Origin of the sequence: Streptomyces sp. SCSIO ZS0520 (genome assembly GCF_025643355.1) — a bacterium.
Taxonomy (GTDB): Bacteria; Actinomycetota; Actinomycetes; order Streptomycetales; family Streptomycetaceae; genus Streptomyces; species Streptomyces physcomitrii.
On sequence record NZ_CP092644.1, the window covers coordinates 2,148,084 to 2,172,901 of the forward strand.

A 24,818-nucleotide genomic window follows, 5' to 3' on the forward strand; every position below is an offset into this window, starting at 1 on the left:
CGCGGCCCTGCGCGGGGCCTGCTGCGCGCGGTGGCGGGGCTGCTGCGCGCGGTGCGGGCGTCCCGAGCAAAAACGCCGGTCCAGGCGCGCCCCGAGGGGCGGCCGTGGACCGGCGCGGTCGGCTCGCTACTTCTTGGAGCCGGCGGCCTTGCCGAAGCGGGCCTCGAAGCGGGCCACGCGGCCACCGGTGTCGAGGATCTTCTGCTTGCCCGTGTAGAACGGGTGGCACTCGGAGCAGACCTCGGCACGGATGGTGCCGCTGTTGATGGTGCTGCGAGTGGTGAACGACGCACCGCAGGTGCAGCTGACCTGGGTCTCGACGTACTCGGGGTGAATGTCGCGCTTCAAGGGAATCTCCTGTGTTCTCGGGAGGGCACCGGGTCGCCTGCGCGGATTGCGGGGCGTGAACCGGGGCCGACGAGTCAGTCTGCCAGGACTGTCCGCATCTCCCAAAACCGGGGTGGGGCCCCCGGTATTCCCCGCGCCGTCGCAGGGGCCCGCGCGAGGGGCGTGCGCCCGGCGACGGGGCGCGCGGATCGCTGCACGCGCCCCGTCCCGGAGGCTCAGCCCGCGCCGACGACGCCGCCCGCGGAGCCCTTGTCCCCGGCGGAGTCCTCGGTGGCGGAGGCGGGGATGGGCCGGTCCTCGCGCAGGGCGGCCCAGACCTTGCGGTCCGCCTTCTCCTGCGGCAGGACCCGGTTCGGGTCGGCGGGGTCGTACTCGACCGGCAGCGTCACCATCTTCATGTCCTCGCCGCCGATGCCGCTCAGGCCGCGGGCGAAGCCGGAGAGGTCCCGTACCGAGTCGAGGCCGGAGTCGGTGGTGACCGCGCTGGTGGCGGTGTCGGCGAGGTCGTACATCTTCTTCGGGCTGCCGAACACGTCGACCTGCTTGACCTGGGCGATCAGCGCCTTGATGAAGGCCTGCTGGAGCTGGATGCGGCCGAGGTCGCTGCCGTCGCCCACCGCGTGCCGGGTGCGGACCAGGCCGAGCGACTGCTCGCCGTTCAGCTGGTGCCTGCCGGGGTCGAGCCGCAGATGGCTCTTGGGGTCGTCGATCGGCTTGCTGGTGGTGATGCCGACCCCGCCGAGGGTGTCGATCAGCTTCTTGAAGCCGGTGAAGTCGACTTCCAGGTAGTGGTCCATGCGGATGCCGGACAGCGACTCGACGGTCTTCACCGCGCAGGCAGGGCCGCCGATCTCGTAGGCCGAGTTGAACATCTGCCGCTCGGCGGCCGGGGTGGTGCCGCCGCCGTCCTTGGACTCGCAGTCGGGCCGGCTGATGAGGGTGTCCCGGGGGATGGAGACCACGCTGGCCTTCTTGTGGCCCTCGTAGACGTGCACCACCATCGCGGTGTCCGAGCGGGCGCCGCCCTGGTCCTTGCCGTACTCGGCGTTGGCGCCGGAGCGGGAGTCGGAGCCCATCACCAGGATGTCCTGGGAGCCGTTGTCGACGTTCTCCGGGCGGTCGTCGCCCTTGAGCTGGTTGTCGATGTCCACGCCGGTGATGTTGTCGTTGAGCTTGAAGTAGAGGTACCCGGCACCGGTGCCGCCGAGCACGACCAGGCCCGCGGCGGTCCACGCGGTGCCGAGGAACACCTTGCGGCGGGCGCTCTGGGGCTTGCGGCGCCGGCCCTTGGCGCGGCGGCGCGGACTGGGCGTACCGGTATCGGGCGTGTGCGGCTCGCTCATGTGCTTCCTCGGTCCTCCTGCGGTCGGCAACCCCCTGCTTCAGGGCCTGTGACAACGGCGTCGGTCCTACCGGTAGACGGCGGGACCCGCAGAAGGGTTGCACAGCGCTCTGTGCAAGCCGCGTGACCGGTGAAACACCAAACGTGATCGGATCGTTGCCGAACCCCGGCCCCACCTGCGCGTTTCCGGGACCCGATGATCACAGGAACGGAGCGGCGGGCGGCCGAAATCTGTGGCGAAGGTCTCCGGAAGCAGCACGCGAGCCGCACGGAAGGGGTGATTCCGCTACCCGTACGGAAGCGGAGTACGCGCGCGGAACGCGAAGAGCGGGCACGCGGAGGCGCGCGAGGGCGCGGCGGGGCGGCGGGACCCGGGGGCCGTGCGCGTGTGCCCACGACTCCCCCGTGGTCGTAGGCACACGCACCCATCCCCCGATATCCCCGCGGGGCTGCGCAGGGAGCGGCCGCTCCCCCGTGGCGGTCCGTCCCCCGTGACGAACTGGCGGACCGCGCCGTGCGGTCCGCTCCCTGCAACAACCTCTGAAGGACATCTTCCGCCTCTGCGGTCCTCTTGTCGTTGGCCCACAGCGCACAGAATCCTTGACGCTGCGCGCACACCCCGCCCCCACGGGCCCCACCGAGGAGCGCACGCGCGTACGTGTACCGGCACAGCCCAGCACAGTCACCACAAAGCGCACACAGACCCTTCACGCAGCAACTGCGGCGCAGGTCACACCCGCCCCACCCGGGGGCGTGACCCGCCCGTCGCACACCGCAAGCACACCGCGAACGCCCGCTCGCCCGGGCCGAGTTGAATGACTCACGTCACACGGGCGAGGATGCGCGCGCCAAGGCCATTGGGGGCAACGTGATCGAGTTGGAGTTCCGGGGCGACGACCTTTCCGGGGCCGAGCGCTTCGCACACTGGCGGGAGCTGGCGCTGAAGCGGCCCGCGCCGGTGACGGTGCGCGCGGAGGACACCGAGCGCTTCGCCGCCAATCTGCGGCTGCTCGCCCTCGGCCCGGTCCAGGTCTCCGAGGTCACCAGCCCCTCCCTGTGGTCCTTCCGCACCGCCGCCCTGATCCGGCGCTCGGACCCGGAGCTGTACGAGCTGACCCTGCCGCTGCAGGGCCGCTCCTATGTGGCGCAGGAGGGCGTCACCACCGAGCACACCGCGGGGGCGCTGGTGCTCTCCAGCACCTCGCACCCCTTCGAGACGGGGGTGCGCGCGGCCCGCGGCCCGGCCCGGGTCGCCAAGATCTATCTGCCGCGCAGCCTGCTCTCGGTACCCGCGCCCGCCGCCGACAGCCTGCTCGCCCGGCCGCTGCCCGCCGACAGCGGGATCGGCGCCCTGTTCACCCAGTTCGTCACCGGTCTGCTCGCGGACAGCTCGGCGTACGGCCCCGCGGACGGCCCCCGGCTCGGCACGGTGCTCCTGAACCTCTCGGTCGCCCTGCTCGCCCACCACACCGACGAGGAGCGGCGGCTGCCCCCGGAGAGCCGCAGCCGCACCCTGTTCCTGCAGATCCAGGACTTCGTCCGGCGCAACCTCGGCGACCCCTCGCTCTCCCCGGAGACGGTGGCCGCCGCCCACCACATCTCCACCCGCTACCTCCACCGCCTGTTCCAGGACCACGAGTTGACGGTCGGCGGCTGGATCCGCACCGAGCGCCTGGAGCGCTGCGTACGGGACCTCACCGACCCCAAGCAGCGGCACACCCCGATCAGCGAACTCGCGGCCCGCTGGGGCTTCAGCCACCCGGCCGGCTTCAGCCGGGCCTTCCGCGCGGCCTACGGCACCTCGCCGAGCGAGTACCGCGCCCACCACCGGCTGCGGCTGGTGGGCTGAGGAGACCCGGCGACCGCGCACCGGCGCGCGGGAACCGCCCTGGGACACAACTGGGTCAGGGCGTTCGACAAACACTTATCAAAAGGCGGTTGAGTAGACGGTGCCCGAACGGACGGGTGGGAGGACCGTGGGAGGCCGAGCGGCCCTCGGAGGTACCTCAGGAGGTGGGGGACGATGAGCGATCTGGAGTTCCGCGGCGAGGAGCTGGCCGGACCCGAGCGCTTCGAGCACTGGCGCACCCTGGCGCTCGGCAGCACGGTGCCCACCGATCTGTCCTCCGAGCACGTGGACGAGTTCGAGTGCAGCCTGCGCGGCTTCCTGCTCGGCCCCGTCAAGGCCCTGACCACCACCTGCCCCACCATCGCCGCCCGCCGCACCCGGCGCCACATCGGCGCCTCCGACCCGGAGATGTACGAGCTGTGCCTGCCCCAGCAGGGCACCGGCCACCTGGACCTGGGCCGCGCCCGCACGGTCTCCTTCGGCCCGGGCACCGTGGTGGTGGGCACCACCTCGCTGCCCTTCGTCTCCTCGGCGCGCGCCCAGGGCGGACTGGTCTCGGTCACGAAGTTCTACGTACCGCGGCGGCTGGTGCCGATACCGGCGCACAGCGTGGACACCCTGCTCGCCCGGCCGCTGCCCACCGCCGAGGGGGTGGGCGCGCTCTTCGGGCAGCTGCTGCTGCGGCTCGCCGAGGAGTCGGACACCTACCGCCCCGCCGACCGGGCGCGGCTCGGCACCGTGGTGGCGGACATGTTCGCCGCCGTGCTCGCCCACCACCTGGACGCGGAGCACAGCATCCCGCCCGAGAGCCACCGCCGCACCCTCTTCCTGCGCACCCAGGACTTCATCCGCCGCAATCTGCACGACCCCTGGCTCACCGCGGACACCGTGGCCGCCGCCCACCACATCTCCACCCGCTACCTCTACCGCCTCTACCAGGACAACGGCCTGACGGTACGCGCCTGGATCCGCGACCAGCGGCTCGAACAGTCCGCCCGCGAACTGGCCGACCCGGCCCGAGTCCACCTGCCCATCAACGAGTTGGCGACCCGCTGGGGCTTCAGCCACCCGGCCGCCTTCAGCCGCGCCTTCCGCGGCGCCCACGGCCTCGCGCCCAGCGACTACCGGCGGCTGCACCTGTCCCGTACGGCGCCCTGAGCGGCCCGCCGTCGCGGTCGGGGCGGCGCGCCGTCGCGGTCCTGAGTCCCGCCGAACGCGGACGAGGCCGCCCCCGCCACGCGCGCTGCGTGACGGGGGCGGCCTCGTGGACGTACCGGCCCTGCGGGGCCGACTGCCGGGCGGGGCTCAGTCGTTGCCGTTGCCCGGGGCCGGCGTCGTCTTCTGGATCTGGAGCAGGAACTCCGCGTTGGACTTCGTCTGCTTCATCTTGTCCAGGAGCAGCTCGATCGCCTGCTGCTGGTCGAGGGCGTGCAGCACCCGGCGCAGCTTCCAGACGATGCCCAGCTCGTCGCTGCCGAGCAGGATCTCCTCCTTGCGGGTGCTGGACGCGTCGACGTCCACCGCCGGGAAGATGCGCTTGTCCGAGAGCTTCCGGTCGAGCTTGAGCTCCATGTTGCCGGTGCCCTTGAACTCCTCGAAGATCACCTCGTCCATCCGCGAGCCGGTGTCGACGAGCGCGGTGGCCAGGATGGTCAGCGAGCCGCCGTCCTCGATGTTGCGCGCCGCGCCGAAGAACCGCTTCGGCGGGTAGAGCGCGGTCGAGTCGACACCACCGGACAGGATGCGCCCGGAGGCCGGGGCCGCGAGGTTGTACGCGCGGCCGAGGCGGGTGATGGAGTCGAGCAGGACGACCACGTCGTGGCCCAGCTCCACCAGGCGCTTGGCGCGCTCGATGGCCAGCTCCGCGACCGTGGTGTGGTCCTCGGCGGGGCGGTCGAAGGTCGAGGAGATGACCTCGCCCTTCACCGACCGCTGCATGTCGGTGACCTCTTCCGGACGCTCGTCGACGAGGACGACCATCAGGTGGCACTCGGGGCTGTTGTGCGTGATGGCGTTGGCGATCGCCTGCATGATCATGGTCTTGCCGGTCTTCGGCGGGGCCACGATCAGACCGCGCTGGCCCTTGCCGATGGGCGAGACCAGGTCGATGATGCGGGTCGTCAGCACCCCGGGGTCGGTCTCCAGGCGGAGCCGGTCCTGCGGGTACAGCGGGGTCAGCTTGTTGAACTCCGGCCGCCCGCGGCCGTGTTCGGGCGCCATGCCGTTCACCGAGTCCAGGCGCACCAGGGCGTTGAACTTCTCGCGGCGCTCGCCCTCCTTGGGCTGGCGCACCGCGCCGGTGACGTGGTCGCCCTTGCGCAGGCCGTTCTTGCGGACCTGGGCGAGCGAGACGTACACGTCGTTGGGGCCGGGCAGGTAGCCCGAGGTCCGGATGAACGCGTAGTTGTCGAGGATGTCGAGGATGCCCGCGACCGGGATCAGCACATCGTCCTCGGAGACCTGCGGCTCGCTGACCTCGTCGCGGCCGCGGCGGCCCCGGCGGTCGCGGTAGCGGCCGCGGCGCCCGCGGCGGCCGCCGCCGTCGTCGTCGAAGTCGTCGTCCTTGCCGCGGTTGCCGCCGCCGCCCTGCTGGCGCTGCTGCTGACCGCCGCCGCCCTGGGCCTGCTGGTCGTCCTTGCCGCCGCGGCGGTCGCGGTCGCGGCCGTCCCGGTCGCGTCCGTCCCGGTCGCGTCCGTCCCGGTCGCGGCCGCCGCGCTCACGGCGCTCCCGGCGGCCCTGGCGGCCCTCGCCGCCCTGGTCGCCGTCGCCCTTGTGCTCGGCCTGGCCGGCGTCCTGCCGGGTCTCGCCCTTGGACTCGCCCTTGGTGTCGGTCCCGGCCTTGGCGTCCGCCTTGCCCTCGGCGGTGTCCGCGGCGCGCTCGGCGCGGCGGCGGGAGGCGCCCTGCGGCTCGTCTCCGGCGCCCTGGCCGGGAATCTCGATCTGCGAGCCGGACTTCGCCGGAGCCTCCGTCTTGGCGGCCGGAGCGCTCTGCTCGGCCTTGGCACCCTCGGCCGAATCGCCGGTACGGGCACGGGAGGTGGTGCGGCGCTTGGGCTTGGTCTCGGCGTCGGTGCTCTTCGCCGCGGCGGCGCCCGTGGCGCCCTCGGCCTGGGAGCCGCCCCCCGCCTGCGCCTCCTTGATGACCTCGATCAGCTGGCTCTTGCGCATCCGCGCCGTGCCCCTGATCCCGAGGCCGGAGGCGACCTGCTGCAGTTCGGCCAGCACCATGCCCTCGAGGCCGGTGCCGCGACGGCGCCGCGTGCCGGCCGCAGCGCCGGAGGCAGGCGCGGCGGAGGCGTCCGTGGCGGGCGTGGCGGCAGAATCGACGCTGCCGTCAGTCACGCCCATCAGATCGGTGGTGTCGCTCACGAAGGGTCCTTCCCTGGAGCGGACGTCGGCCTGTCTGGCTCGGCGACCGGTTGTGCTGTCCGGCAATGGCCCTTGCTTTTCGGACCGTGCCGGGGCGGTGGTCCCGCCGAAGCGGCGGAAGAAACAACGGGTGATGGCGATTCCCTGAGCCGTGCCACGGATTTCTGGAAGTCACGCGGCTCGGTCACGCCGTTCCGGAGCGTGCTCGGCACCTCTTAGCGCTGTGCGCCAAGCAGGTTGGGAGGCTCCCGGAAAATTGGCTGTCCCAAAGGGGGACATGAAGCACCTTGTCCATGGTAGGGCCATGGTGGGGTCGGGTGCAGACTTGAGGTTAACACTACCGGATCCAACAAATATTCCCCCTCTCGCTTTCCGGCAATCGTGTATCAGGGCGCAAGCGGCAGCACGCTCGCTCCCGTGCCGTCCAGGGCGAGCCGGTTCGCGGCCCAGCCCTCGCCCGCGAGCGTGGCCACCTTGTCCGCCGCGGACTCGTCCACCAGGGCGAGCACCGTCGGTCCGGCACCGGAGATCACCGCGGGCACCCCGTCGCCGCGCAGCCGCTCGACCAGGGCCGCGCTCTCCGGCATCGCGGGTGCGCGGTAGTCCTGGTGCAGCCGGTCCAGGGTGGCGGGGAGCAGGAGTTCGGGGCGCCGGGTGAGGGCCTCGACGAGCAGTGCGGCACGGCCCGCGTTGGCGGCCGCGTCGACGTGCGGGACGGTACGCGGCAGCAGCCCCCGGGCGGTCTCGGTGAGCACCGGCTTGCCGGGCACGAAGACCACCGGGACGAGCGAGGCGGCCGGTTCCATCCGGATCGCGCGGGCCGCGCCGCCGTCCAGCCAGGAGAGCGTGAACCCGCCGAGCAGGCAGGCGGCGACATTGTCCGGGTGCCCCTCGATCTCGGTGGCGAGTTCGAGCAGCGCGGCGTCGTCGAGCCGGGCGTCGCCGCCGATGGTCACCGCCCGCGCGGCGACGATGCCCGCGCAGATGGCGGCGGAGGAGGAGCCGAGTCCGCGCCCGTGCGGGATGCGGTTGGCGCAGACCACCTCGAGGCCGCGGGGCTGCCCGCCGAGCAGGTCGAAGGCGGTGCGCAGGGACCGTACGAGCAGGTGGTCCTCGTCGCGCGGCAGACTCTCGCTTCCCTCACCCGCGATGTCGATGTGCAGCCCGGAGTCGGCGACCCGGACCACGACGTCGTCGTACAGCCCGAGGGACAGCCCGAGGCTGTCGAAACCGGGGCCGAGGTTGGCGCTGGTGGCGGGGACGCGCACGCGGACGGCGGCGGCGCGGAACGCAGGACCGGCCATCGCTCGATGACTCTCCTTGAACGGCGGGTGTGTGCGAGGTGTGTGCAAGGTTCCAGGCTTGCTCGACGAGGCTTGTTCTCGGCATGGGGAACCCGGGGCCGCGACCCAGGCGGCAGCGCGGCACATGCAGCGTGGCGGGTTCGGTACAGCCTATCGAAGGTTGCCTGGTCGGCGACATAGGGCGCACAGGAGGCGCACGATGCGTGTCGCCACGGGCACGTGCACCCCCCGTACTCTTTCCGGTCTTTCGCCCCTGTTGCGCCGGTGTACGGGCGGCCCCGGCCGGTGTTTCGCCGCGGCCGGAAACCGCTCAGGCGAGGCCGAGGCGCTCCGCCGCGGTGGCGGCGTCCACCGGTACCGTCACCGGCTGCGGCGCGCCCGCCACCGCCCAGTCCGGGTCCTTGAGCCCGTTCCCGGTCACGGTGCAGACGATGCGCTGGCCGCGGTCCACCTTGCCGAGCTCCGCGGACTTCAGCAGTCCGGCGACCGAGGCGGCCGAGGCGGGCTCGACGAAGACGCCCTCCTGGGAGGCCAACAGCCGGTAGGCGCGCAGGATCTCACGGTCCGTCACCTCGTCGATGAAGCCGCCCGACTCCTCCTGCGCGGCGAGCGCGAACTTCCAGGAGGCCGGGTTGCCGATCCGGATCGCGGTCGCGATCGTCGAGGGGTCCTTGACCACCTCGCCGCGCACGATCGGCGCCGAACCCGAGGCCTGGAAGCCCCACATGCGCGGGGTCCGCGAGGAGACGCCGTCGGCCGCGTACTCGCGGTAGCCCTTCCAGTACGCGGTGATGTTCCCGGCGTTGCCGACCGGCAGCACATGGAGGTCCGGGGCCTCGCCCAGCGCGTCCACGATCTCGAAGGCGGCCGTCTTCTGGCCCTCGATGCGTACCGGGTTGACCGAATTCACCAGCGCCACCGGGTAGTTCTCGGACAGCGCGCGGGCCAGCGTCAGGCAGTCGTCGAAATTCCCGTCCACCTGGAGGATCTTGGCACCGTGCACGAGGGCCTGGCCCATCTTGCCGAGCGCGATCTTGCCCTGCGGCACGAGCACCGCGCTGACCATGCCCGCGCGTACCGCGTAGGCGGCGGCCGAGGCCGAGGTGTTGCCGGTGGAGGCACAGATGACCGCCTTGGCGCCCTCCTCCTTGGCGCGGGTGATGGCCATCGTCATCCCGCGGTCCTTGAAGGACCCGGTCGGGTTCGCGCCCTCGACCTTCAGATGGACCTCGCAGCCCGTGCGCTCGGAGAGCACCTGCGCGGGTACGAGGGGCGTGCCGCCCTCGCGGAGGGTGACGACCTCGGTGGTGTCCGAGACGGGCAGCCGGTCCCGGTATTCCTCGATGATTCCGCGCCACTGGTGGGTCATTGCTGGTTACTCTCCTTCAACCCGCATGATGCTGGCGACACCACGCACCGTGTCCAGGCCCCTGAGCGCCTCGACGGTGCCGCTGAGGGCCGCGTCGGGTGCGCGATGAGTGACGACGACGAGAGAGGCCTCGCCCCCGTCGCTTGCCGTGTCCTGGAAGTCGGGGCGGCTCTGCTGGCGCACCGTGTCGATGGACACGCCGTGCTCCGCGAAGACCGTCGCGACCTGGGCGAGCACGCCCGGCTTGTCGGCCACGTCAAGACTGATGTGGTACCGCGTCACGACCTCGCCCATCGCGGAGACGGGCAGATTCGTGTACGCGGACTCGCCGGGCCCCGTTGCCTCGCCGAGCTTGTTGCGGCATACCGCCACGAGGTCGCCGAGCACGGCGGAGGCGGTCGGCGAACCGCCCGCCCCGGGCCCGTAGAACATCAGCCGCCCGGCCGCCTCGGACTCCACGAAGACGGCGTTGTAGGCCTCGCGGACCGAGGCCAGGGGGTGGCTCAGCGGCAGCATCGCCGGGTGCACCCGGGCGGTGACCGAGCCGCCGTCCGCGGCCCGCTCGCAGATGGCGAGCAGCTTGATGGTGCAGCCCATCGCCCGGGCGGAGGCGAAGTCCGCGGAGGTGACCTCGGTCATCCCCTCGCGGTAGACGTCGTCGAGCCGGACCCGGGTGTGGAAGGCGATACCGGCGAGAATCGCGGCCTTGGCGGCGGCGTCGAAGCCCTCCACGTCGGCGGTGGGGTCGGCCTCCGCGTACCCGAGCGCGGTGGCCTCGTCGAGCGCCTCCTGGTACCCGGCGCCGGTGGTGTCCATCTTGTCGAGGATGAAGTTGGTGGTGCCGTTGACGATGCCGAGGACCCGGTTGACCTTGTCCCCGGCGAGCGATTCGCGCAACGGGCGGATCAGCGGGATGGCCCCGGCGACGGCGGCCTCGTAGTACAGGTCGCGCCCGTACTCCGCGGCGGCGGCGTGCAGGGCGGCGCCGTCCTTGGCGAGCAGCGCCTTGTTGGCGGAGACGACCGAGGCGCCGTGCGCGAAGGCCTCGGTGATCAGTCCGCGGGCGGGCTCGATGCCGCCGATGACCTCGACCACCACGTCGATGTCGCCGCGCTTGACCAGGGCGGTGGGGTCGGTGGTGATCAGCGCCGGGTCGATGCCCTCGCGCACCTTGCCGGGCCTGCGGACGGCGACTCCGGCCAGCTCCACGGGCGCGCCGATGCGGGCGGCCAGGTCCTCGGCGTGCGTCGTCATGATGCGCGCCACCTCAGAGCCGACGACCCCGCAGCCCAGCAGCGCCACCTTCAGCGGACGCGTACGCATCATCCGACCTGTGCCTTTCCTCGACCCTTGCCTGTACCGGGGCGCACAGCTGTTCCGTGCACCCGGGGTGCGCTCCAGTCTCACGCACCGGACGGGACTTTCTATGCCACGTCCGGATCGTGAGACATCTATTTCATCTATCCGACATCGAGCCGCAGGAGATCTTCCTCCGTCTCCCGCCGGACGATCACCCGGGCCTCGCCGTCCGCGACCGCCACCACGGGCGGCCTGAGCGCGTGGTTGTAGTTGCTCGCCATCGAGCGGCAGTACGCGCCGGTCGCCGGAACCGCGATCAGGTCCCCCGGCGCGAGGTCCGCGGGCAGGAAGGCGTCGCGTACGACGATGTCGCCGCTCTCACAGTGCTTGCCCACCACGCGGACGAGCATCGGCTCCGCCTCGGAGGTCCGCGAGACGAGCGCCACGCTGTACTCGGCGTCGTAGAGCGCGGTCCTGATGTTGTCCGACATCCCGCCGTCCACCGAGACGTAGGTCCGCAGCCCCTCCAGCGGCTTGAGCGTGCCCACCTCGTACAGCGTGAAGGCGGTCGGGCCGACGATCGCGCGCCCGGGCTCGACGGAGATGCGCGGGGTGCGCAGGCCCGCGGCCTCGCACTCGCGGCCGACGATCTCGTGCAGCGACTTGGCGATCTGGTGCGGCTCGCTCGGATCGTCCTCGGAGGTGTACGCGATGCCGAGGCCGCCGCCGAGGTCGATCTCCGGCAGCTCGACGCCGTGCTCGTCGCGGACCTCGGCGAGCAGGCCCACCACCCGCCGCGCGGAGACCTCGAAGCCGGCCATGTCGAAGATCTGCGAGCCGATGTGGCTGTGGATGCCGATGAGTTCGAGCCCGTCCAGCTTGAGCGCGCGCCGCACCGCCTCCGCGGCCTCTCCCCCGGCGAGCGCGATGCCGAACTTCTGGTCCTCGTGCGCGGTGGCGATGAACTCGTGGGTGTGCGCCTCGACGCCGACCGTCACCCGGATCTGCACCGGCTGCCGCTTGCCGAGCCGCTCCGCCACATGCGCGACCCGCACGATCTCCTGGAAGGAGTCGAGCACGATCCGCCCCACCCCGACCTCGACGGCCCGCTCGATCTCCGCCACGCTCTTGTTGTTGCCGTGGTAGGCGATCCGCTCGGCGGGCATCCCCACCGACAGCGCGGTGGCCAGCTCCCCGGCGGAGCAGACGTCGAGGTTGAGCCCCTCCTCGTGCAGCCAGCGCACCACGGCCCGGGAGAGGAAGGCCTTCCCGGCGTAGAAGACGTCGGCGCCGGGCCCGAAGGCCTCCCGCCAGTCGCGGCAGCGGGCGCGGAAGTCCGCCTCGTCCAGGAAGTAGCCCGGGGTGCCGAACTCCTCGGCGAGCGTGGCGACATCGATCCCGCCGACGGTCACCGCCCCGTCCTCGTTGCGGCTGACGGTGCGCGACCAGACCTTGGCGTCCAGGGCGTTGAGGTCGGCCGGGGGCCCCGAGTAGTGCCCCTCGGGCAGTACGTCCGCGTGGCGGGGTCCGGCGGGGTGTGCGGAACGGCTCATGTCGTGCGCTCTCTAGGTGTCGTCGTCGTCCGGCCGCGGACGGCCCTGCGGGCGGACCCCGTGCCCCTCGCGCACGCCGTCGTGCCCGTGGTGGTCGGAGGGGTCATGGTGGTCACCGTGGTCCGTGGCCTTCACAGATGTTCGGGTGCGTCGATGCCGAGGAGGGACAGGCCGCCCGCGAGCACCGTCCCGGCGGCTTCGGCGAGTGCGAGCCGGGCGCGGTGGGCGGCCGAGGGTTTCTCGGGGCCGAGCGGCAGGACGCGGATGGCGTCATGGAACCGGAAGAACGCGTCAGCGGTGACGACGAGGTGCCGGCACAGGCGATCGGGAGCGTAGTCGGTGGTCAGGGCGGAGAGCAGGGCGGGGTAGGCGGCGAGGGCGCCGAGCAGCCGGTCGGCGGCGACGGCCCCGGGCTCCTCGGCCGGTTCCGGCTGCCGATTCTCGTACAGCTCCCCGGCCTCGGCGGCGAAGCCGAGATCCCGGGCGTTGCGGACCAGGGCCCGGCTGCGGGCATGCGCGTACCGCACCCGGAAGAGCGGATTGCCCTCCCGCTGCGCGAGCAGCGGCACAAGCCCCGGCCCCTCCTCGGTACCGAGCCGCGGCCGCTCGTGCGCGGGCGGCCGCAGCAGCGCCCACCGGGCGGCGTCCCGCCCGAGCGCGTACGGATCGAACCCCTGGGGCGCGGGCACCGGCCTGACCACCGTCCGCGCCTCCGCGCCCTCCGGCACCCCGTACGCGTCCACCCGCACCCCGAGGTACCCGACCCACCCGGGCTCCGCCTCCGCGGCGCAGCCGAGCCGCACGGGGACGCCCTGGGAGAGCAGCACCCGCCGCACGGCGTCGGCGACCACGGCGGCGCGCGGGTCGTCGGGGAAGTGGAGCGTGCGGGGGGCGGGGGCGGACGGCACGGTCCGGGGGGCGGGAAGGTGCCCGTAGGCGGCCGGCCCCCGCGCGAGGATCTCCCGTACGAGAGCGGCCCGGCCGTCCCCGTCGAGGGTGAAGCTCAGGAATCCGGGCCCGGTGACCTCGACGTCGGCGACCCCGGGCACCCGCAGCCCGAGCACCCGCTGCCGCAGCACCCGTGCCACCGCCTCCGGCGGCTGCCCTGCGGGCCCGGCGAGCCGCAGGGCGACATTGCTGGCGTAGCTCCCGGCCCCGCCCGGCCGCGCCCGCTCGACCACGATCCGCTCCGGCACGGCCACCCTCAGCTCCCCCGCCGCGACAGCGGACCGCACGGCTTCGAAGAGCGCGCGCGAGAGGTCAGCCGGGGTCACGGAAGAAGCGTAGGCGAGGAGGGTGGGGTCGGGGGAAACGAGTATCGGGGTGGTTCGGCTCACAGGCGGACGGGGACCAGGACGGTACGGGGGCTCTCTGGGTGGGTGTTCCCGGAGTACGGGGACTCCCTGGGGGGTGTTCCCGGAGTACCGGGGCTCCCTGGGCGGGTGTTCCCGGAGTACCGGGGCTCCCAGGGCGGTGTCCCGGAGAGGGGGACCGATGTCCTGGGACGCCGTGGGCTACCTCGGGCTGGCGCTGATGGCCGTGGGCGCGGTCGTCGCGGTCCACGACTTCGCGGTGCACGGCGAACGCGAACAGGCCGCGGTGGACACCGGCCGCGCCGCCTTCGACCACTGGGTCCGCACCCGCGGCGGCACCCCGCACGACCTCCCCGACCCCACCGCCGTCCTGCCCACCGCCCTGCGCGACCGGGCCCAACTGGTGCGCCTCGCCCGGCGCGGAGAGTACGAGGGCGGCTGGATCACCCTGGTCGAGTACAAGGAGGACGACCCGGACGCCGAGTACCTCCTCGCGGTGACGGTCCCCATCCCTTCGCGAGCCACCGCCCCGCACTCCTCCCAGGCCCCCCGCCTCGGCCCCCGCCGCTGGGCCCGCACCCTCGCCGGTTCACTCGGCCTGGACGAAGCCTCCTGTACCGAACTGGAGGAGGCCGCTGCCACATCCCGGGGGACTCTGTGGGCTGGCGACGGCCACCTGACGGCGATACACCCGGGGCTCCGCCAGACGGTGCTGCGACGGGGGGTGGCGGAGCCGGGGGGTGCTGGTGGGGGTGCTGGATGCGGTGGCGGGGGTGGGGGTGGTTTTGGGGCGGGGTGGGGAGGGACCCGAGGCGGGTGAGGGGCCGCGGGATTGCTAGTTCCCTCCTGTGTTCAGGAGGTTTGACGCAAGGGTCTGGAAGAGGGGGAACGCTCAAAACCTCTCTGACCTGCATCGGAGCTTGGTACAGGGTGTACGACGAGGCAGAGTGTGTCGGACCGTGCTGTGGGCTATTGGACAAAGCCCGGCAAGCGACCGGCGATCTCCGGGGTGGCCAACTGTGATTGGGCCACTGCCAGCACGAACTCTTCAGCGGCGTCCTCGTCCAGTGGTTCCTTCAACGAGTGTCCGTTGATGTCGAGAAAGACGACGGCCGATGCCCACCCAGTGCGCTTGTTCCCGTCCACCAGGCTGTGGTTACTGGAGAGGGAGTGCAGCAGCGCTGCTGCCTTCTCGAAGAGAGTCGGGTAGGCATCTTCGCCGAACACACTGGACTGGGGACGCGCCACAGCGCTTTGCAGGAGACCCCAGTCGCGTACACCAACGCGACCACCAAGAGTGATTTCCGCGATCTGGATGACGTCGTTGGCGTCCAGGTACTCGGTTATGGCGAAGGCCCCTTACTTGGTGGCGAGGCGCTTGTTGAGACCTGCGGAGATGCGAGCAGTCCTGATGGCGGCAGCGGTCACCTTGCGCCGGTGAACCTCAGCCAAGATGGCGCTGTGTGCCAATGCCTTCATGCTGACGTCCTCCTTTGCTGCCTGGTCGCGGAGCATGGCCATCTCGTCGTCAGTGAATGTGACGTTCAGTGCAGGCATGGTCAACTCCAATCAGGTACCTGTTCTGGTACCAAAGTAGCACTGTCGTCAAGCCCCTCGGGGTGTCTGACCTTCACTCCGCAGCTCGCAGGCTTCTACGCCTTGTCCAGGTGTTTCCTGGCAGAGACGAGAAAGAGCCCCACGGCCTCGCCTGCTTCCTTACCAAGGGAAGGCACCGCCTCCACACCGCTTCCGCCTCGGGGTCGTCCGCCAGGCACGAGAAGGCGCTGCGGCTGGCATTCCGTGGAGGCGTGGCGCCCGCGCATGCCGGGGAGGAACCGGGTGCGAACCTTGAAGCGCATATGAGCGGCTGACCACAGCTGGCCCTGCCCTGCGGGACCTGGCCCGTCCTGAGGTGTTCGAGGATGTGCTGTAGCGCCTGAGCTACAGGCTGAAACGGCACTCCGGGCGCCACACACGTACAAGCGCCGCCGCGCACTGAACACCGCGCCTGAGCACGCGGTGGTGGCAGGGGAGCTTTCGGAGAATCCATCGCCGGTACCACGTCTGCATCGACGAGCACGAGGAGGCCGCCCACGCGAAGATCACAAAGGCGCTGGAGGAGGAGGGCGACACAGGCTGACGATGTGTCGGAGGTGTGTCGCGAACACCGAGAGACAACGAGAGAGGGCGGGACTCAGTGAGACTGAATCCCGCCCTCTCTTCTCGGCATCCACCATGGTCAGCGCTGAATTTCTACTGACCCTTGGCGAGTGCCCCCGGCAGGATTCGAACCTGCGCACACGGCTCCGGAGGCCGTTGCTCTATCCCCTGAGCTACGGGGGCGTGGCCTGCGCTTCTGCGTGGCGACGGGTAGAACACTACCAGCTTCGCGGGGGTCCTCAGGAACGGGTTTTGTGGGGCGGGGAGGGGGCCCGTCCTACTCTCGATGTGTGCCAGGCGTGTCCGGTCGGGTGCTTGTTGTCGATGACAACAAGGTGATCCGGCAGTTGATCAGGGTCAACCTCGAGCTGGAGGGCTTCGAGGTCGTGACCGCGTCCGACGGTGCCGAATGCCTGGAGGTCGTGCATGAGGTGCGGCCCGATGTCGTCACCCTGGACGTGGTGATGCCCCGGCTGGACGGGATCAGTACCGCTGCCTGCCTGCACGCGGATCCGCGGACCAGGAAGCTGCCGATCGCGATGGTGACCTCCTGTACCCGGTACGAGGTCGAGCGCGATCTGAAGTTCGGGATCGACGCCTTCGTACCCAAGCCCTTCGAGCCGAGCGAGCTCGTCGAGGTGGTCAAGCGGCTCCTCACCCCCGAGGGCGGCTACGACGCGGGGGAAGCGGAGTGGGCCGGTCTTTCCTGACCGGCCCTACCTGACCCAGCCTGCCTCCAACTTCTCTTCCTCAAGTGCCGCTTCCCCTCTACCTGGTTCGTCGCTGGGGAGCGCCAACGGCCCATGCCACTGCGGGACTTCGCGGCGCCGCGCCACGTCCACCGCCTCCTCCCCCTCCCCGCCGGCCGCGCGAAATGTGCGGGTTCCCCGGGGATCGGAGTGACGTGTGGTGTTGAGGGGTAGAGCGGCGTAGAGCGGTGACGGGGAGACAGATCTTCCGGGCGCATCGAGGCCACGTAGGAGGTTTTCGCGTGGTGATGTGTCATGCACCGAACATGTATGCACCATACGGTGCGTCGAGGAGAAGGGCGCCGACGCCATGAACAGATCCGCTTCCAGGGGCTTCCTCCGTATGAGCCTCGCACTGGGTGCCGCAGTGGCGTCGACCGCGCTGGCCGCGACGGCGAGCGCGGCGGTTCCGGCCACCGGGACACAGGCGCAGGGGAAGGGGCAGGCCCACACACAGGCCGCCACACCCGCACAGGCGCAGGGAGCCTTCGCCGGGGCGCGGGCCGCTGAAGCCGCGCGAGGGTGTGCGGTGGTGTACTTCGACCTGGGCGAGACGCTTGTCCACACGGGCGAGGACGACAGTACGAGCTATCTGCCGGGTGCTGCGGACTATCTGCGCGAGTTGCGGGAGCGGCACATCAAGGTCGGGCTGATCACCAATGTGCCCTCCGAATGGGGCTCCACGGACGCCGAGCGGGCGGCGGCCCTGAAGAAGGAGGTCGACTCGACCTGGAAGGGTTCGGCACCCTTCGCCTGGGCCGACTTCGGGGACCGGATACTGACGCCGCGTACCGAGGCGGAGCGCAAGCCGGCGCCCGCGCTCTGGGAGCGGGCCAAGGCCAACTCCGGTGGCTGCCGCCTCGTCTACGAGGCCGAGACGGTCGAGGAGACCGAGGCCGCCGCCGCCCTCGGCTATGTGGCCTACCAGGTCGGGCAGCCCTCCCGGCCCGCCTATCTCCCGGCCCGCGTCATCGAGTTGCTGGCTCAGCTTCCCCGCTGAGCGAGTTGCCGGCTCAACTCCCCCCGGCGAGCGAGCTACTGGCTCATATCCCCGCTGACGCGGAAGGACGCGGGTCGCCCTCACGACCCGCGCCCTCCGTACGCCCGCACCCGTGGAGATGAGAATCAAGATGCGGGCGCGTCTCTATACGCCGGCCTTCGACTGAGCGTCGGCTTTCGCCTGGGCGTCGCTCTCTGGCTGCGCGTTGGCCTTCGGCTGCGCGGCGGCTTGCGGATGCGCGTCGGCCTCTGGCCGTACGTCAGCCTCGGGCCGTACGTCAGCCTCAGGCCGTACGTCAGCCTCAGGCCGTACGTCATCCATATCCACGGCCTTCGCGCTCACCGCGGCCCCCGCGCTCTCCGGACCTCCCCCGTTCTCCTCCAGGTGCCGCTTCAACACCCCGCTGCGCAGGACCAGTTGGAAGGCGCCGAGGAGTACCGCCGTCGCCAGGGCGCTGTGCCACAGGAGGGCGTCGAGGTGACCGGCGGAGAGATAGGCGCCGACCGCGATGGCGGCCAGGGCGCAGACCGCGCGGTCCACGATGGACTCGACCGACAGGAGGGTGGCGCGGGGGGCGTCGGCGGGTACGGCGTCGTTGACCAGTTTGCGCTGGATGGGGTAGGCGAAGCCGGTGGCGGCGGCGAACAGGCAGAGCAGGGCGATGACCGTCCAGGGGCCGCCGAGGGTGATGCCCGCCAGGGTGGCCGCGAGCGCGAGGCTGAGGATCGAGACCCAGGCCACCGGGGTGAGGCGGCGGCTCAGCCACTGGGGGCGCGCGGAACCCACCGCCTCGGCCACCGTCATGGCGGCGAGCACCCCGCCGTGCGAGGACTCGGCGATGCCGTGGTCGAGCAGGATCGGCTGGAAGAGGTTGACCTGGCAGATCCGGGAGAGCGTGAAGACGGCCACGCCCTGCACCATCACCAAGGCCAGCCACGGCGAGCGGGCGACACAGCGCAGCGCCGCACCGGCATCCCGCAGGAAGGCGCCCCGCCCGGGCCGGGCACCCGCCTTTCCGGCACCGCCACCGGCATGGGCTCCGACTCCGGCCCCGGCACCGACCCCGGCACCCGAACTCCCCTTGCCGGACGACGACTTGACCGTACGGCCACTCCTACTTCTGCTTCGCGCGGCGCCCGGCTCCCCCGCCGACCCGGCCAGCCGCGGCAGCGCGACCGCGCAGGCCAGTGAGCCCGCGGCGCTGGCGGCGCTCAGGACGTAGGGGGCCGCGTGGGCGAGGGCCATCAGGGGGCCGACGAAGGGCCAGCACAGGACCTTGGCCGCGAGGCCGAGGGCGCGGGCGGTGCCCTCGGCCTTCAGGTAGTGCTCGTCGCACTTCTCGGCGCGCAGACCGTCGTACAGGTACGCGCTCGCCGCGCCCGAGGTCAGGGAGCGGCCCGCGGCGATGGCGAGGAAGTGGACGAGGAAGCCGGTGTAGGAGGGGCTGAAGACGGGGGCGAGGTTGGCCGCCGTCATGACGACGGCTCCGGCGCGCAGGCAGTTGCGGGTGCCGATGCGGTCGGCGATCAGCCCGGTGGGGATCTCGAAGAGGCAGAAGGCGACGTAGTAGATGCTCTGGATGCCGAAGATCTGGCCGTCGGAGAGGCCTGCGGCCTTCTGGTAGGCGTAGAAGACCGGCATCCACCACAGCAGGTTGAAGAGGAGCTGGAAGCCGTAGTTGAGGTGGATGATGCGGCGGGCGGTGTCGGTCAGGGTGGTGGCCGTCGGGCGCGCGGCGGAGCGCGGGCGCGGCAGGCGGGCCCTCACAGCGCGTAGGGGCGGATCTGGACCAGGCGGAAGTCCCCCTCGTCGGTGAGCAGCCACTCGATGTCCAGCGGCTGGTCCACCTCGGGCGCGCTGAAGTGGGACTGGAGCAGGCGCCCGGTGAGGGACAGGTCCGCGAGGCGGGCGCGGGTACCGGCCGGCAGTCCCTCGCTCCAGGAGCCGAGGGCGACCGTGCGCCCGCCGCCCTCGACCGTGTTGTAGAGGTACTGCTGCGGCAGGACCGCTCCCTCGACGACCTGTTCGGGCGAGCCCGGGGAGCAGTTGAGGTAGACGTTGCGGAAGTCCTCGCGCCGGGTGGGGTTGCAGGTCACCAGGACGCCGCCGAGGGCCGCGGGCACGTACTCCTGGACGATGACGCCCATGTACGTGTCGTCCAGGGAGATGCCGACCTGGTGGCGCAGCCGCACGCTGCGCGGGGAGAGCAGCGAGGCCCACACCTGGCGTACGGCGTCGAGGAGTTCCTCGGTGCCGCGGACCGTGGTGACGGAGTCGTAGACACCGGCGGCGGAGAAGCCGGGGAGGTCCTCGGCGTTGGAGGAGGAGCGGACCACCAGGCGGCTGCCCGCGGCGAGCGGGGCGGGGAAGGCCTGGGTGATCTGGCGGGTGACGGAGTCGGGCATCGGGGTGTGCCGGATCAGGTGCTGGATCTGCAGGCACAGCGAGTCGAGCACCTCGGTGGCGTCGAGTTCGAGCGCCATCTTCAGCTTGCCGATGCCCTGTTGGAGCGCCGGGGAGGAGGTGAGGAAGCGGTGCTGGAGCGAGAAGGGGAGCGCGACGCCCTCGGGGGCCTCGACCGTACCGGCGACGAACGCGGCTGCCGCGGACCGGAGTTCGGCCGTGGAGGGCGAGGGCAGGCCGAGCCGGACCGCGAGGTGGCCGTAGAGGTCCTCGCGGGGCGGGCGGGGGCGGCCGTAGAAGGCGGTGAGGTCGGCGGTGCGGCTGTCGAGTACGTGGTGCAGTTCGCCGAGGTTGGCGGCCTTGGTGCCGTAGCGGTCGCGGTCGGCGCTGCGCAGCCGGTGCAGGGCGAGCACGGGCGCGTCCTCGAGCAGCGGCGGTTCGAGGCGGATGCGCTGCTGGTGCCAGGCCGGGGCGCGCAACTGCGGTTCCTCGTCGAGGCGTTCGAGGCTGATCTCGTCCTCGCGCACCCGGTAGCGGACCCAGGCGCCGTCCAGGCCGTCCTGTGCGACGAGTTGGGCGAGGTCGCGGACGACGGCGTTGGGGATGCCCCAGCCGGAGGCGAGCACATTGGTGTGCGAAAGCGGGGTGATGGGCGCGGTGTTGAGGAATCCGGCGACCCGCGGCACGTCGTCCGGCAGGCAGGGCATGGCGACGATGTCGGCCCAGCCGAGGGAGTCGGCGGCGGCCTCGTACTCCTCGGTGGTGCGGAAGTAGCGCAACCGCCCTGTTGCGTCACCGACGTTGAGCGGGGTGCGGTTCCTGGTGCCGAAGAGTTCGTGGCTGAGGATGCGCGGCAGGCGCTGTTCGCTGATCGCGGCCAGCTCTTCCTCCTGGCCGTGGTTGGCGGGCTTGAGCAGCAGCGGCAGCCGGCCGTCGACCCGCTCGCGGACGAACTCGTAGAACTCGGTGAGGAGTTCGCCGTTCATGGTGTCGGCTTCGGTCGTCTCCATGACGAGGAAGGTGCGTTCGCGGCCCTCCGCGTCCTCGTCGGTGTGCAGGGAGAGCACGCCGAGCAGGAAGCGGCGCTCGGGGTCCATGTAGACGGAGGCGTTGAACTCGTCGAGTGCGGCGTCGAGTTCGTCCAGGTCCATGCCGAGGACGCGGGTGGCGATGTAGTTGACGTGGAAGGGGTGCGCGGCGGTGTCGAGCAGGTGCCAGCTGTGCGCGGCGCGGTCGACGACGACCTTGAGGTACGGGTGGCCGGCGAGGACCCCGGAGAGGGTGCGGAACAGCGGCAGCGAGAGGTTCTCGCCGATGACGGTGCGGTCGGTCGCCGGTTCCGGGGCGCCGGTGGAGAGCAGGGCGGTGCTCATGCGGGGACTCCCTCGGGGCGGGTGGCCGGACACTCCTGGGGGCGGGCGGCGGACAGCGCGGCGGGCCCCTCGGCGGGCACGGTGGGCCCCGCGGGCGCGGGACCGGCGGGCGGCAGGACGGCGGGCAGCGCGGCGATCAGGACCGCGAAGTCGCGCAGCACGGTCGCGGCGTCGGTGGCGGAGAGCAGGCACAGGGCCGCCATGGTGTTGGCCCCGGCGGCCGGGTCGTAGACGGGGACGGGGGTGCCGTCGGGCAGGGAGCTCTCGGCGACCACCGAGAGTGCGCTGCCCGCGGCGAGCGGGACGTTCTCGCGTACCACCGGGAAGTCCCAGCTCCTGCGGTCCGGCCAGGCGGCGCCCGAGCCGTCGACCGCGAGGACGACGAGGGAGCCGGCCGCGCCGCGGGCGTGCTCCGGGGTGAGGGCCTCGGCGGGCCAGTCGACCGGGCGGCCGAGGAGCTGGTCGACGAGCATGCCGACCAGGTCGAGGCCGAAGACCTCCTCGATCTGCGGGACGGTCATCGCCCCGCCGAACCGGGCGGCGGTCTCGATCAGCCACATCCGGCCGTCCGCGCCGAGCTTGATCTCGGTGTGCGTACCGCAGTTGTCGAGGCCGAGGGCGTCCACGGCCCGGCGGGCCAGGTCGACCACGCGGGCCTGGGCCTCCTCGGGCAGCAGGGCGGGGGTGATCCCGGCGCGCTCGGTGAAGGGCTCCACGGTGGGCATCCGGCCGCTGAGGCAGACCGGGTGGAAGACGCCGTCGGCCACCACGCCCTCGACGCTGACGTAGTCGCCCCAGCCGGGCTCCTCGAACCAGGCGCTCGCGGTGCCGGTGACGATCTCCTCGACCACGAAGTGCGCGTTGGCCTCGGCGACATGGAGTTCGGCGAAGCCCAACTGGGCGGATTCGGCCATGACTTGGCGGGAGCGCTGCCAGGCGGCGGCCACCTCGTGCGGCTCGCGGATGATCTGGTGGGCGGTGGAGCCCGCGCTCCAGGCCGCCTTGAGGAGCATCGGGAAGGAGAGTGCGGCGGCGGCCTCCAGGAGGTCCGCCTCGGTGGCGACGGGGCGGAACTCGGGCTGCGGCAGGCCGTGTTGACGCCAGGTGCGGCGCATCATCCGCTTGTCGCGGGCGAGCGCCGAGGCGGCGCCGGGCCCGGCGAGGCCGAGCTCCTCGCAGGCCTCGGCGACGGCGACCACCGCGTACTCGGAGCAGGTGAGCACGGCCTCGGCGCCGACGGCTCTCGCCCGCGAGACGATCAGGGAGACCAGGTCGGACCGCTCCGCCTCACCGGGGGTCACGACCGAGGCGCACAGGCTCCCGGCCGATTCGGCGACGGAGGAGGGAAGCGCGCTGAGCGCCAGCAGGTGCACCTCCGCCCGCGCGGCCGCCCGGTTCAGGACGTAGCCGAGCGGCGGACCACCCTTGGCATGCACCAACAGCACCTTGCTCACTGAAGTTCGTCTCCCATCGTTTCGTCGGCCCCGTGCGATTCGTCGACTCGTGTGTGCCGTACGACGCGGGGTCGTGCGGCGGCCGCACCCTGCGGCTCGTGGGGGCCGAGGCGCCGTGCGGCGGCCCGGCCGGTGGCCGTGCGGTGACTCGGCGACCGCGCCGGGTACCGGCCGTGTCGCGTCCTGCCCGTGGCGCCCGTGCTCCGTGGTGCGGTGCGGTCCCGCGGCCCGGTCCGGCGGCGGTGCGGTCGCCGTCGAGGGGGCGTGGCGGAGTGCCACGCGCGTAGATCACCAGAACGTGTCCGGCCGCATACACAAGGGAATCAGGCGCCGGGGGTCCCGGTTCGCCATCGGGGGCGTCCCCGGGTCAGGCAAATGCCAGAGTTGCAGGCCTTGTCGAGTGAGGGTGAAGGTTCTGTGATCACGTATGGCGCGCTTGGCGGGAGGGGCGCCCACACTGGCAGGTCGGCCGAGAACCGAGCATGCGCGGTATGCCCAGGGGATACGCATCGCTTGTCAGCCCGTGTGAGCCAGTTGAACACTTGACGGAAAGGCCGCTGTGGACGAGTCCGGTCTCAAGGCACTCCTGGAGCATCTCCCCGTGTCCTGGTGGGAGGTCGACGAGCAGTGGCGCGTCCTGGAGCGGGGCGGCGGGGCCTTCGCCGACCTGCGGACCGCGCAGCGCTTCCTCGACCGGCTGCGCCAGGAGCTGCCCGCCTCCGGGCACTTCGCCGCCGAGGGCCGCTGGCAGGCCCAGTTCGACGGCCGGACCTTCGACGTGAGCTGGCCGCTGGACGAGGACCGCCCCGAGGGCCGCAGCCGCGGGCTCGCGGTGGAGGTGGACGCCCCGGCCGCGGGCGCCCGCCGCTACGCCGCCTTCGCGGACTTCGCCGACTTCGCCCCGGCCGCGGCCTTCCTGCGCGACCGCGCGGGCCGCTATCTGTGGGCCAACCACGCCTACGCCCACCTCTACGGGACCACCCCGGAGCGGATCGTGGGCCGGCACATCGAGGACTTCGACTCCCCCGCCGACGCCGCGCAGTTCCGCGCCCTCGACCAGGAGATCCTCGGCCGCGGCAAGCCGGTCCGCCACACCCTGAGCTACCAGCGCGCGGACGGCGGCGCCGGTCAGGCGGCGGGCCACCGCTTCCCCGTCCAGGAGGACGGGCAGACCTGTGTGGCCGGGATCTACGTGGACATCACCGAGCACACCCGCGCCATGCACCAGCGCCGGGAGGCCGAGGAGAACCTGCACGCGCTGCGCGACCACAGCGGGCTGCCCTGCGTACTGCTCTCGGCGGGCGGCCGTATCGAGCAGGCGAGTACGGCCGCCGCCGAGCTGTTCCGCACCCCGCTCCCGGAGCTCCTCGGCCGCCGGGCGCACACCCTGCTCGCCGCGACCCCCGACCTCGGCCAGCTGCGCCGCCGGTGGAGCGGTCTGATAGCCCGCCGCGTCAGACGGGTGGAGACCTCCGTGGTGCTCCTCGACGCGCAGGGGCGCCAGCGCCGCGCCCAGCTCCATCTGACGACCGTGGGCCGATCCGCCGACCGCGCCACCCACGTCTGGGCCGTCGTCACCCACCAGAGCCTCGCCCACGAGGCCCATCCGGCGCTCACCCCCGCGCAGATCCGCATCCTCTCGCTGCTCGCGGAGGGCAGCAGCAACGGCGAGATCGCCACCTCCCTCAAGCTCTCCCGGCAGACGGTCGACTACCACCTCAGCCGCCTGCGCGAACTCCTCGGCGCGGCCACCCGGCCCGCCCTGGTCGCCCGCGCCTACGTCCTCGGCATCCTCGCCCCGCACGCCTGGCCCCCGCGCTCGGCCACCGCCACCCACCCGCTCAGCTCCACCTGAACCACCGGGCCGTACCGCCTCCCGGACGGCCGCGCTCGCCCCGGTACCCGTAGGCTGCTGCCGGTTTCCGCCGTCATC

The 24,818-nt window shown here is 72.0% G+C and carries 20 protein-coding genes and 1 tRNA gene; 6 read left to right on the top strand and 15 right to left on the bottom strand.

Annotated features, from left to right (window positions below):
* Positions 1–126: 126 nt before the first annotated feature.
* A complete protein-coding gene (gene rpmE, locus MID12_RS07770; protein WP_040248322.1) occupies positions 127–348 on the bottom strand; it encodes a 50S ribosomal protein L31 in 222 nt (73 codons plus the stop codon).
* A gap of 215 nt (positions 349–563) precedes the next feature.
* Positions 564–1,691, bottom strand: coding sequence for an LCP family protein (locus MID12_RS07775; RefSeq protein ID WP_040248323.1), 1,128 nt, complete (start codon positions 1,689–1,691; stop codon positions 564–566).
* Between the two features lie 867 nt (positions 1,692–2,558).
* Here MID12_RS07775 and MID12_RS07780 point away from each other — a divergent pair.
* Together MID12_RS07780 and MID12_RS07785 are read left to right on the top strand one after the other, a co-directional pair.
* The gene (locus MID12_RS07780) at positions 2,559–3,539 is read left to right on the top strand and encodes a helix-turn-helix domain-containing protein (RefSeq protein WP_040248325.1); all 981 of its coding nucleotides are present in this window, start codon (positions 2,559–2,561) and stop codon (positions 3,537–3,539) included.
* A 174-nt stretch (positions 3,540–3,713) separates the two neighbouring features.
* The gene (locus MID12_RS07785; RefSeq protein WP_040248327.1) at positions 3,714–4,697 is read left to right on the top strand and encodes a helix-turn-helix domain-containing protein; all 984 of its coding nucleotides are present in this window, start codon (positions 3,714–3,716) and stop codon (positions 4,695–4,697) included.
* A gap of 147 nt (positions 4,698–4,844) precedes the next feature.
* Here the strand turns inward: MID12_RS07785 and rho are convergent, their stop codons facing one another.
* From rho to nrtL, 7 genes are all read right to left on the bottom strand, one after another.
* Positions 4,845–6,908 (bottom strand): transcription termination factor Rho, encoded by a 2,064-nt coding sequence (gene rho / locus MID12_RS07790; RefSeq protein WP_040248329.1) that lies wholly within the window; start codon positions 6,906–6,908, stop codon positions 4,845–4,847.
* 386 nt (positions 6,909–7,294) lie between these two features.
* A complete protein-coding gene (gene thrB / locus MID12_RS07795) occupies positions 7,295–8,212 on the bottom strand; it encodes a homoserine kinase (protein WP_040248330.1) in 918 nt (305 codons plus the stop codon).
* Positions 8,213–8,522: 310 nt separating this feature from the next.
* Entirely contained in the window at positions 8,523–9,581 is a 1,059-nt protein-coding gene (thrC, locus tag MID12_RS07800; RefSeq protein WP_040248331.1) for a threonine synthase, read from the bottom strand.
* A 6-nt stretch (positions 9,582–9,587) separates the two neighbouring features.
* On the bottom strand, positions 9,588–10,907 hold the full coding sequence (locus MID12_RS07805; RefSeq protein ID WP_263165607.1) for a homoserine dehydrogenase: 1,320 nt from the start codon (positions 10,905–10,907) through the stop codon (positions 9,588–9,590).
* A gap of 134 nt (positions 10,908–11,041) precedes the next feature.
* Positions 11,042–12,433, bottom strand: coding sequence for a diaminopimelate decarboxylase (gene lysA, locus MID12_RS07810; RefSeq protein ID WP_040248332.1), 1,392 nt, complete (start codon positions 12,431–12,433; stop codon positions 11,042–11,044).
* Positions 12,434–12,445: 12 nt separating this feature from the next.
* Positions 12,446–12,568: a hypothetical protein gene (locus MID12_RS07815; RefSeq protein ID WP_257786918.1), complete on the bottom strand. Its 123-nt coding sequence runs from the start codon at positions 12,566–12,568 to the stop codon at positions 12,446–12,448.
* The gene (gene nrtL, locus MID12_RS07820) at positions 12,565–13,707 is read right to left on the bottom strand and encodes an ArgS-related anticodon-binding protein NrtL (RefSeq protein WP_263165610.1); all 1,143 of its coding nucleotides are present in this window, start codon (positions 13,705–13,707) and stop codon (positions 12,565–12,567) included. The genes MID12_RS07815 and nrtL overlap by 4 nt, the downstream gene beginning before the upstream one ends.
* A gap of 220 nt (positions 13,708–13,927) precedes the next feature.
* On the opposite strand from nrtL, the gene MID12_RS07825 reads away from it, so the two are divergent.
* Positions 13,928–14,566, top strand: a complete 639-nt coding sequence (locus MID12_RS07825; RefSeq protein WP_263165613.1) for a hypothetical protein — start codon at positions 13,928–13,930, stop codon at positions 14,564–14,566.
* A 149-nt stretch (positions 14,567–14,715) separates the two neighbouring features.
* On the opposite strand, the gene MID12_RS07830 is transcribed toward MID12_RS07825, so the two are convergent.
* The 3 genes from MID12_RS07830 to MID12_RS07840 form a co-directional block, all read right to left on the bottom strand.
* Positions 14,716–15,093, bottom strand: coding sequence for a type II toxin-antitoxin system death-on-curing family toxin (locus MID12_RS07830; RefSeq protein ID WP_317633418.1), 378 nt, complete (start codon positions 15,091–15,093; stop codon positions 14,716–14,718).
* Positions 15,094–15,105: 12 nt separating this feature from the next.
* Complete coding sequence (locus MID12_RS07835) at positions 15,106–15,303, bottom strand: hypothetical protein (RefSeq protein WP_040256563.1); 198 nt, start codon at positions 15,301–15,303, stop codon at positions 15,106–15,108.
* 714 nt (positions 15,304–16,017) lie between these two features.
* Positions 16,018–16,089 (bottom strand) — tRNA-Arg (locus MID12_RS07840).
* A 128-nt stretch (positions 16,090–16,217) separates the two neighbouring features.
* Here MID12_RS07840 and MID12_RS07845 point away from each other — a divergent pair.
* Positions 16,218–16,616, top strand: a complete 399-nt coding sequence (locus MID12_RS07845; protein WP_411576920.1) for a response regulator — start codon at positions 16,218–16,220, stop codon at positions 16,614–16,616.
* 382 nt (positions 16,617–16,998) lie between these two features.
* Positions 16,999–17,655 (top strand): HAD family hydrolase, encoded by a 657-nt coding sequence (locus MID12_RS07850; RefSeq protein ID WP_263165617.1) that lies wholly within the window; start codon positions 16,999–17,001, stop codon positions 17,653–17,655.
* Positions 17,656–17,799: 144 nt separating this feature from the next.
* Here the strand turns inward: MID12_RS07850 and MID12_RS07855 are convergent, their stop codons facing one another.
* The 3 genes from MID12_RS07855 to MID12_RS07865 are packed head-to-tail and all read right to left on the bottom strand — an operon-like array spanning position 17,800 to position 22,885.
* Positions 17,800–19,422 (bottom strand): MFS transporter, encoded by a 1,623-nt coding sequence (locus MID12_RS07855; RefSeq protein ID WP_263165619.1) that lies wholly within the window; start codon positions 19,420–19,422, stop codon positions 17,800–17,802.
* A complete protein-coding gene (locus MID12_RS07860) occupies positions 19,419–21,431 on the bottom strand; it encodes a PEP/pyruvate-binding domain-containing protein (protein ID WP_040248345.1) in 2,013 nt (670 codons plus the stop codon). The genes MID12_RS07855 and MID12_RS07860 overlap by 4 nt, the downstream gene beginning before the upstream one ends.
* On the bottom strand, positions 21,428–22,885 hold the full coding sequence (locus MID12_RS07865; protein ID WP_263165622.1) for an acetyl-CoA carboxylase biotin carboxylase subunit family protein: 1,458 nt from the start codon (positions 22,883–22,885) through the stop codon (positions 21,428–21,430). Before MID12_RS07865 ends, MID12_RS07860 begins: the two co-directional genes overlap by 4 nt.
* Before the next feature lie 559 nt (positions 22,886–23,444).
* Here MID12_RS07865 and MID12_RS07870 point away from each other — a divergent pair.
* Positions 23,445–24,740, top strand: a complete 1,296-nt coding sequence (locus MID12_RS07870) for a PAS domain S-box protein (RefSeq protein ID WP_040248349.1) — start codon at positions 23,445–23,447, stop codon at positions 24,738–24,740.
* The last annotated feature ends 78 nt before the right edge of the window (positions 24,741–24,818 follow it).

Bases quoted from the DNA above. Each gene is read 5' to 3' on its own strand.
- thrB (WP_040248330.1), bottom strand. From the start codon at position 8,212: ATGGCCGGTCCTGCGTTCCGCGCCGCCGCCGTCCGCGTGCGCGTCCCC.
- MID12_RS07825 (WP_263165613.1), top strand. From the start codon at position 13,928: ATGTCCTGGGACGCCGTGGGCTACCTCGGGCTGGCGCTGATGGCCGTG.
- MID12_RS07785 (WP_040248327.1), top strand. From the start codon at position 3,714: ATGAGCGATCTGGAGTTCCGCGGCGAGGAGCTGGCCGGACCCGAGCGC.
- MID12_RS07775 (WP_040248323.1), bottom strand. From the start codon at position 1,691: ATGAGCGAGCCGCACACGCCCGATACCGGTACGCCCAGTCCGCGCCGC.
- MID12_RS07850 (WP_263165617.1), top strand. From the start codon at position 16,999: ATGAGCCTCGCACTGGGTGCCGCAGTGGCGTCGACCGCGCTGGCCGCG.
- MID12_RS07835 (WP_040256563.1), bottom strand. From the start codon at position 15,303: ATGCCTGCACTGAACGTCACATTCACTGACGACGAGATGGCCATGCTC.
- MID12_RS07860 (WP_040248345.1), bottom strand. From the start codon at position 21,431: ATGAGCACCGCCCTGCTCTCCACCGGCGCCCCGGAACCGGCGACCGAC.
- MID12_RS07805 (WP_263165607.1), bottom strand. From the start codon at position 10,907: ATGATGCGTACGCGTCCGCTGAAGGTGGCGCTGCTGGGCTGCGGGGTC.
- thrC (WP_040248331.1), bottom strand. From the start codon at position 9,581: ATGACCCACCAGTGGCGCGGAATCATCGAGGAATACCGGGACCGGCTG.
- lysA (WP_040248332.1), bottom strand. From the start codon at position 12,433: ATGAGCCGTTCCGCACACCCCGCCGGACCCCGCCACGCGGACGTACTG.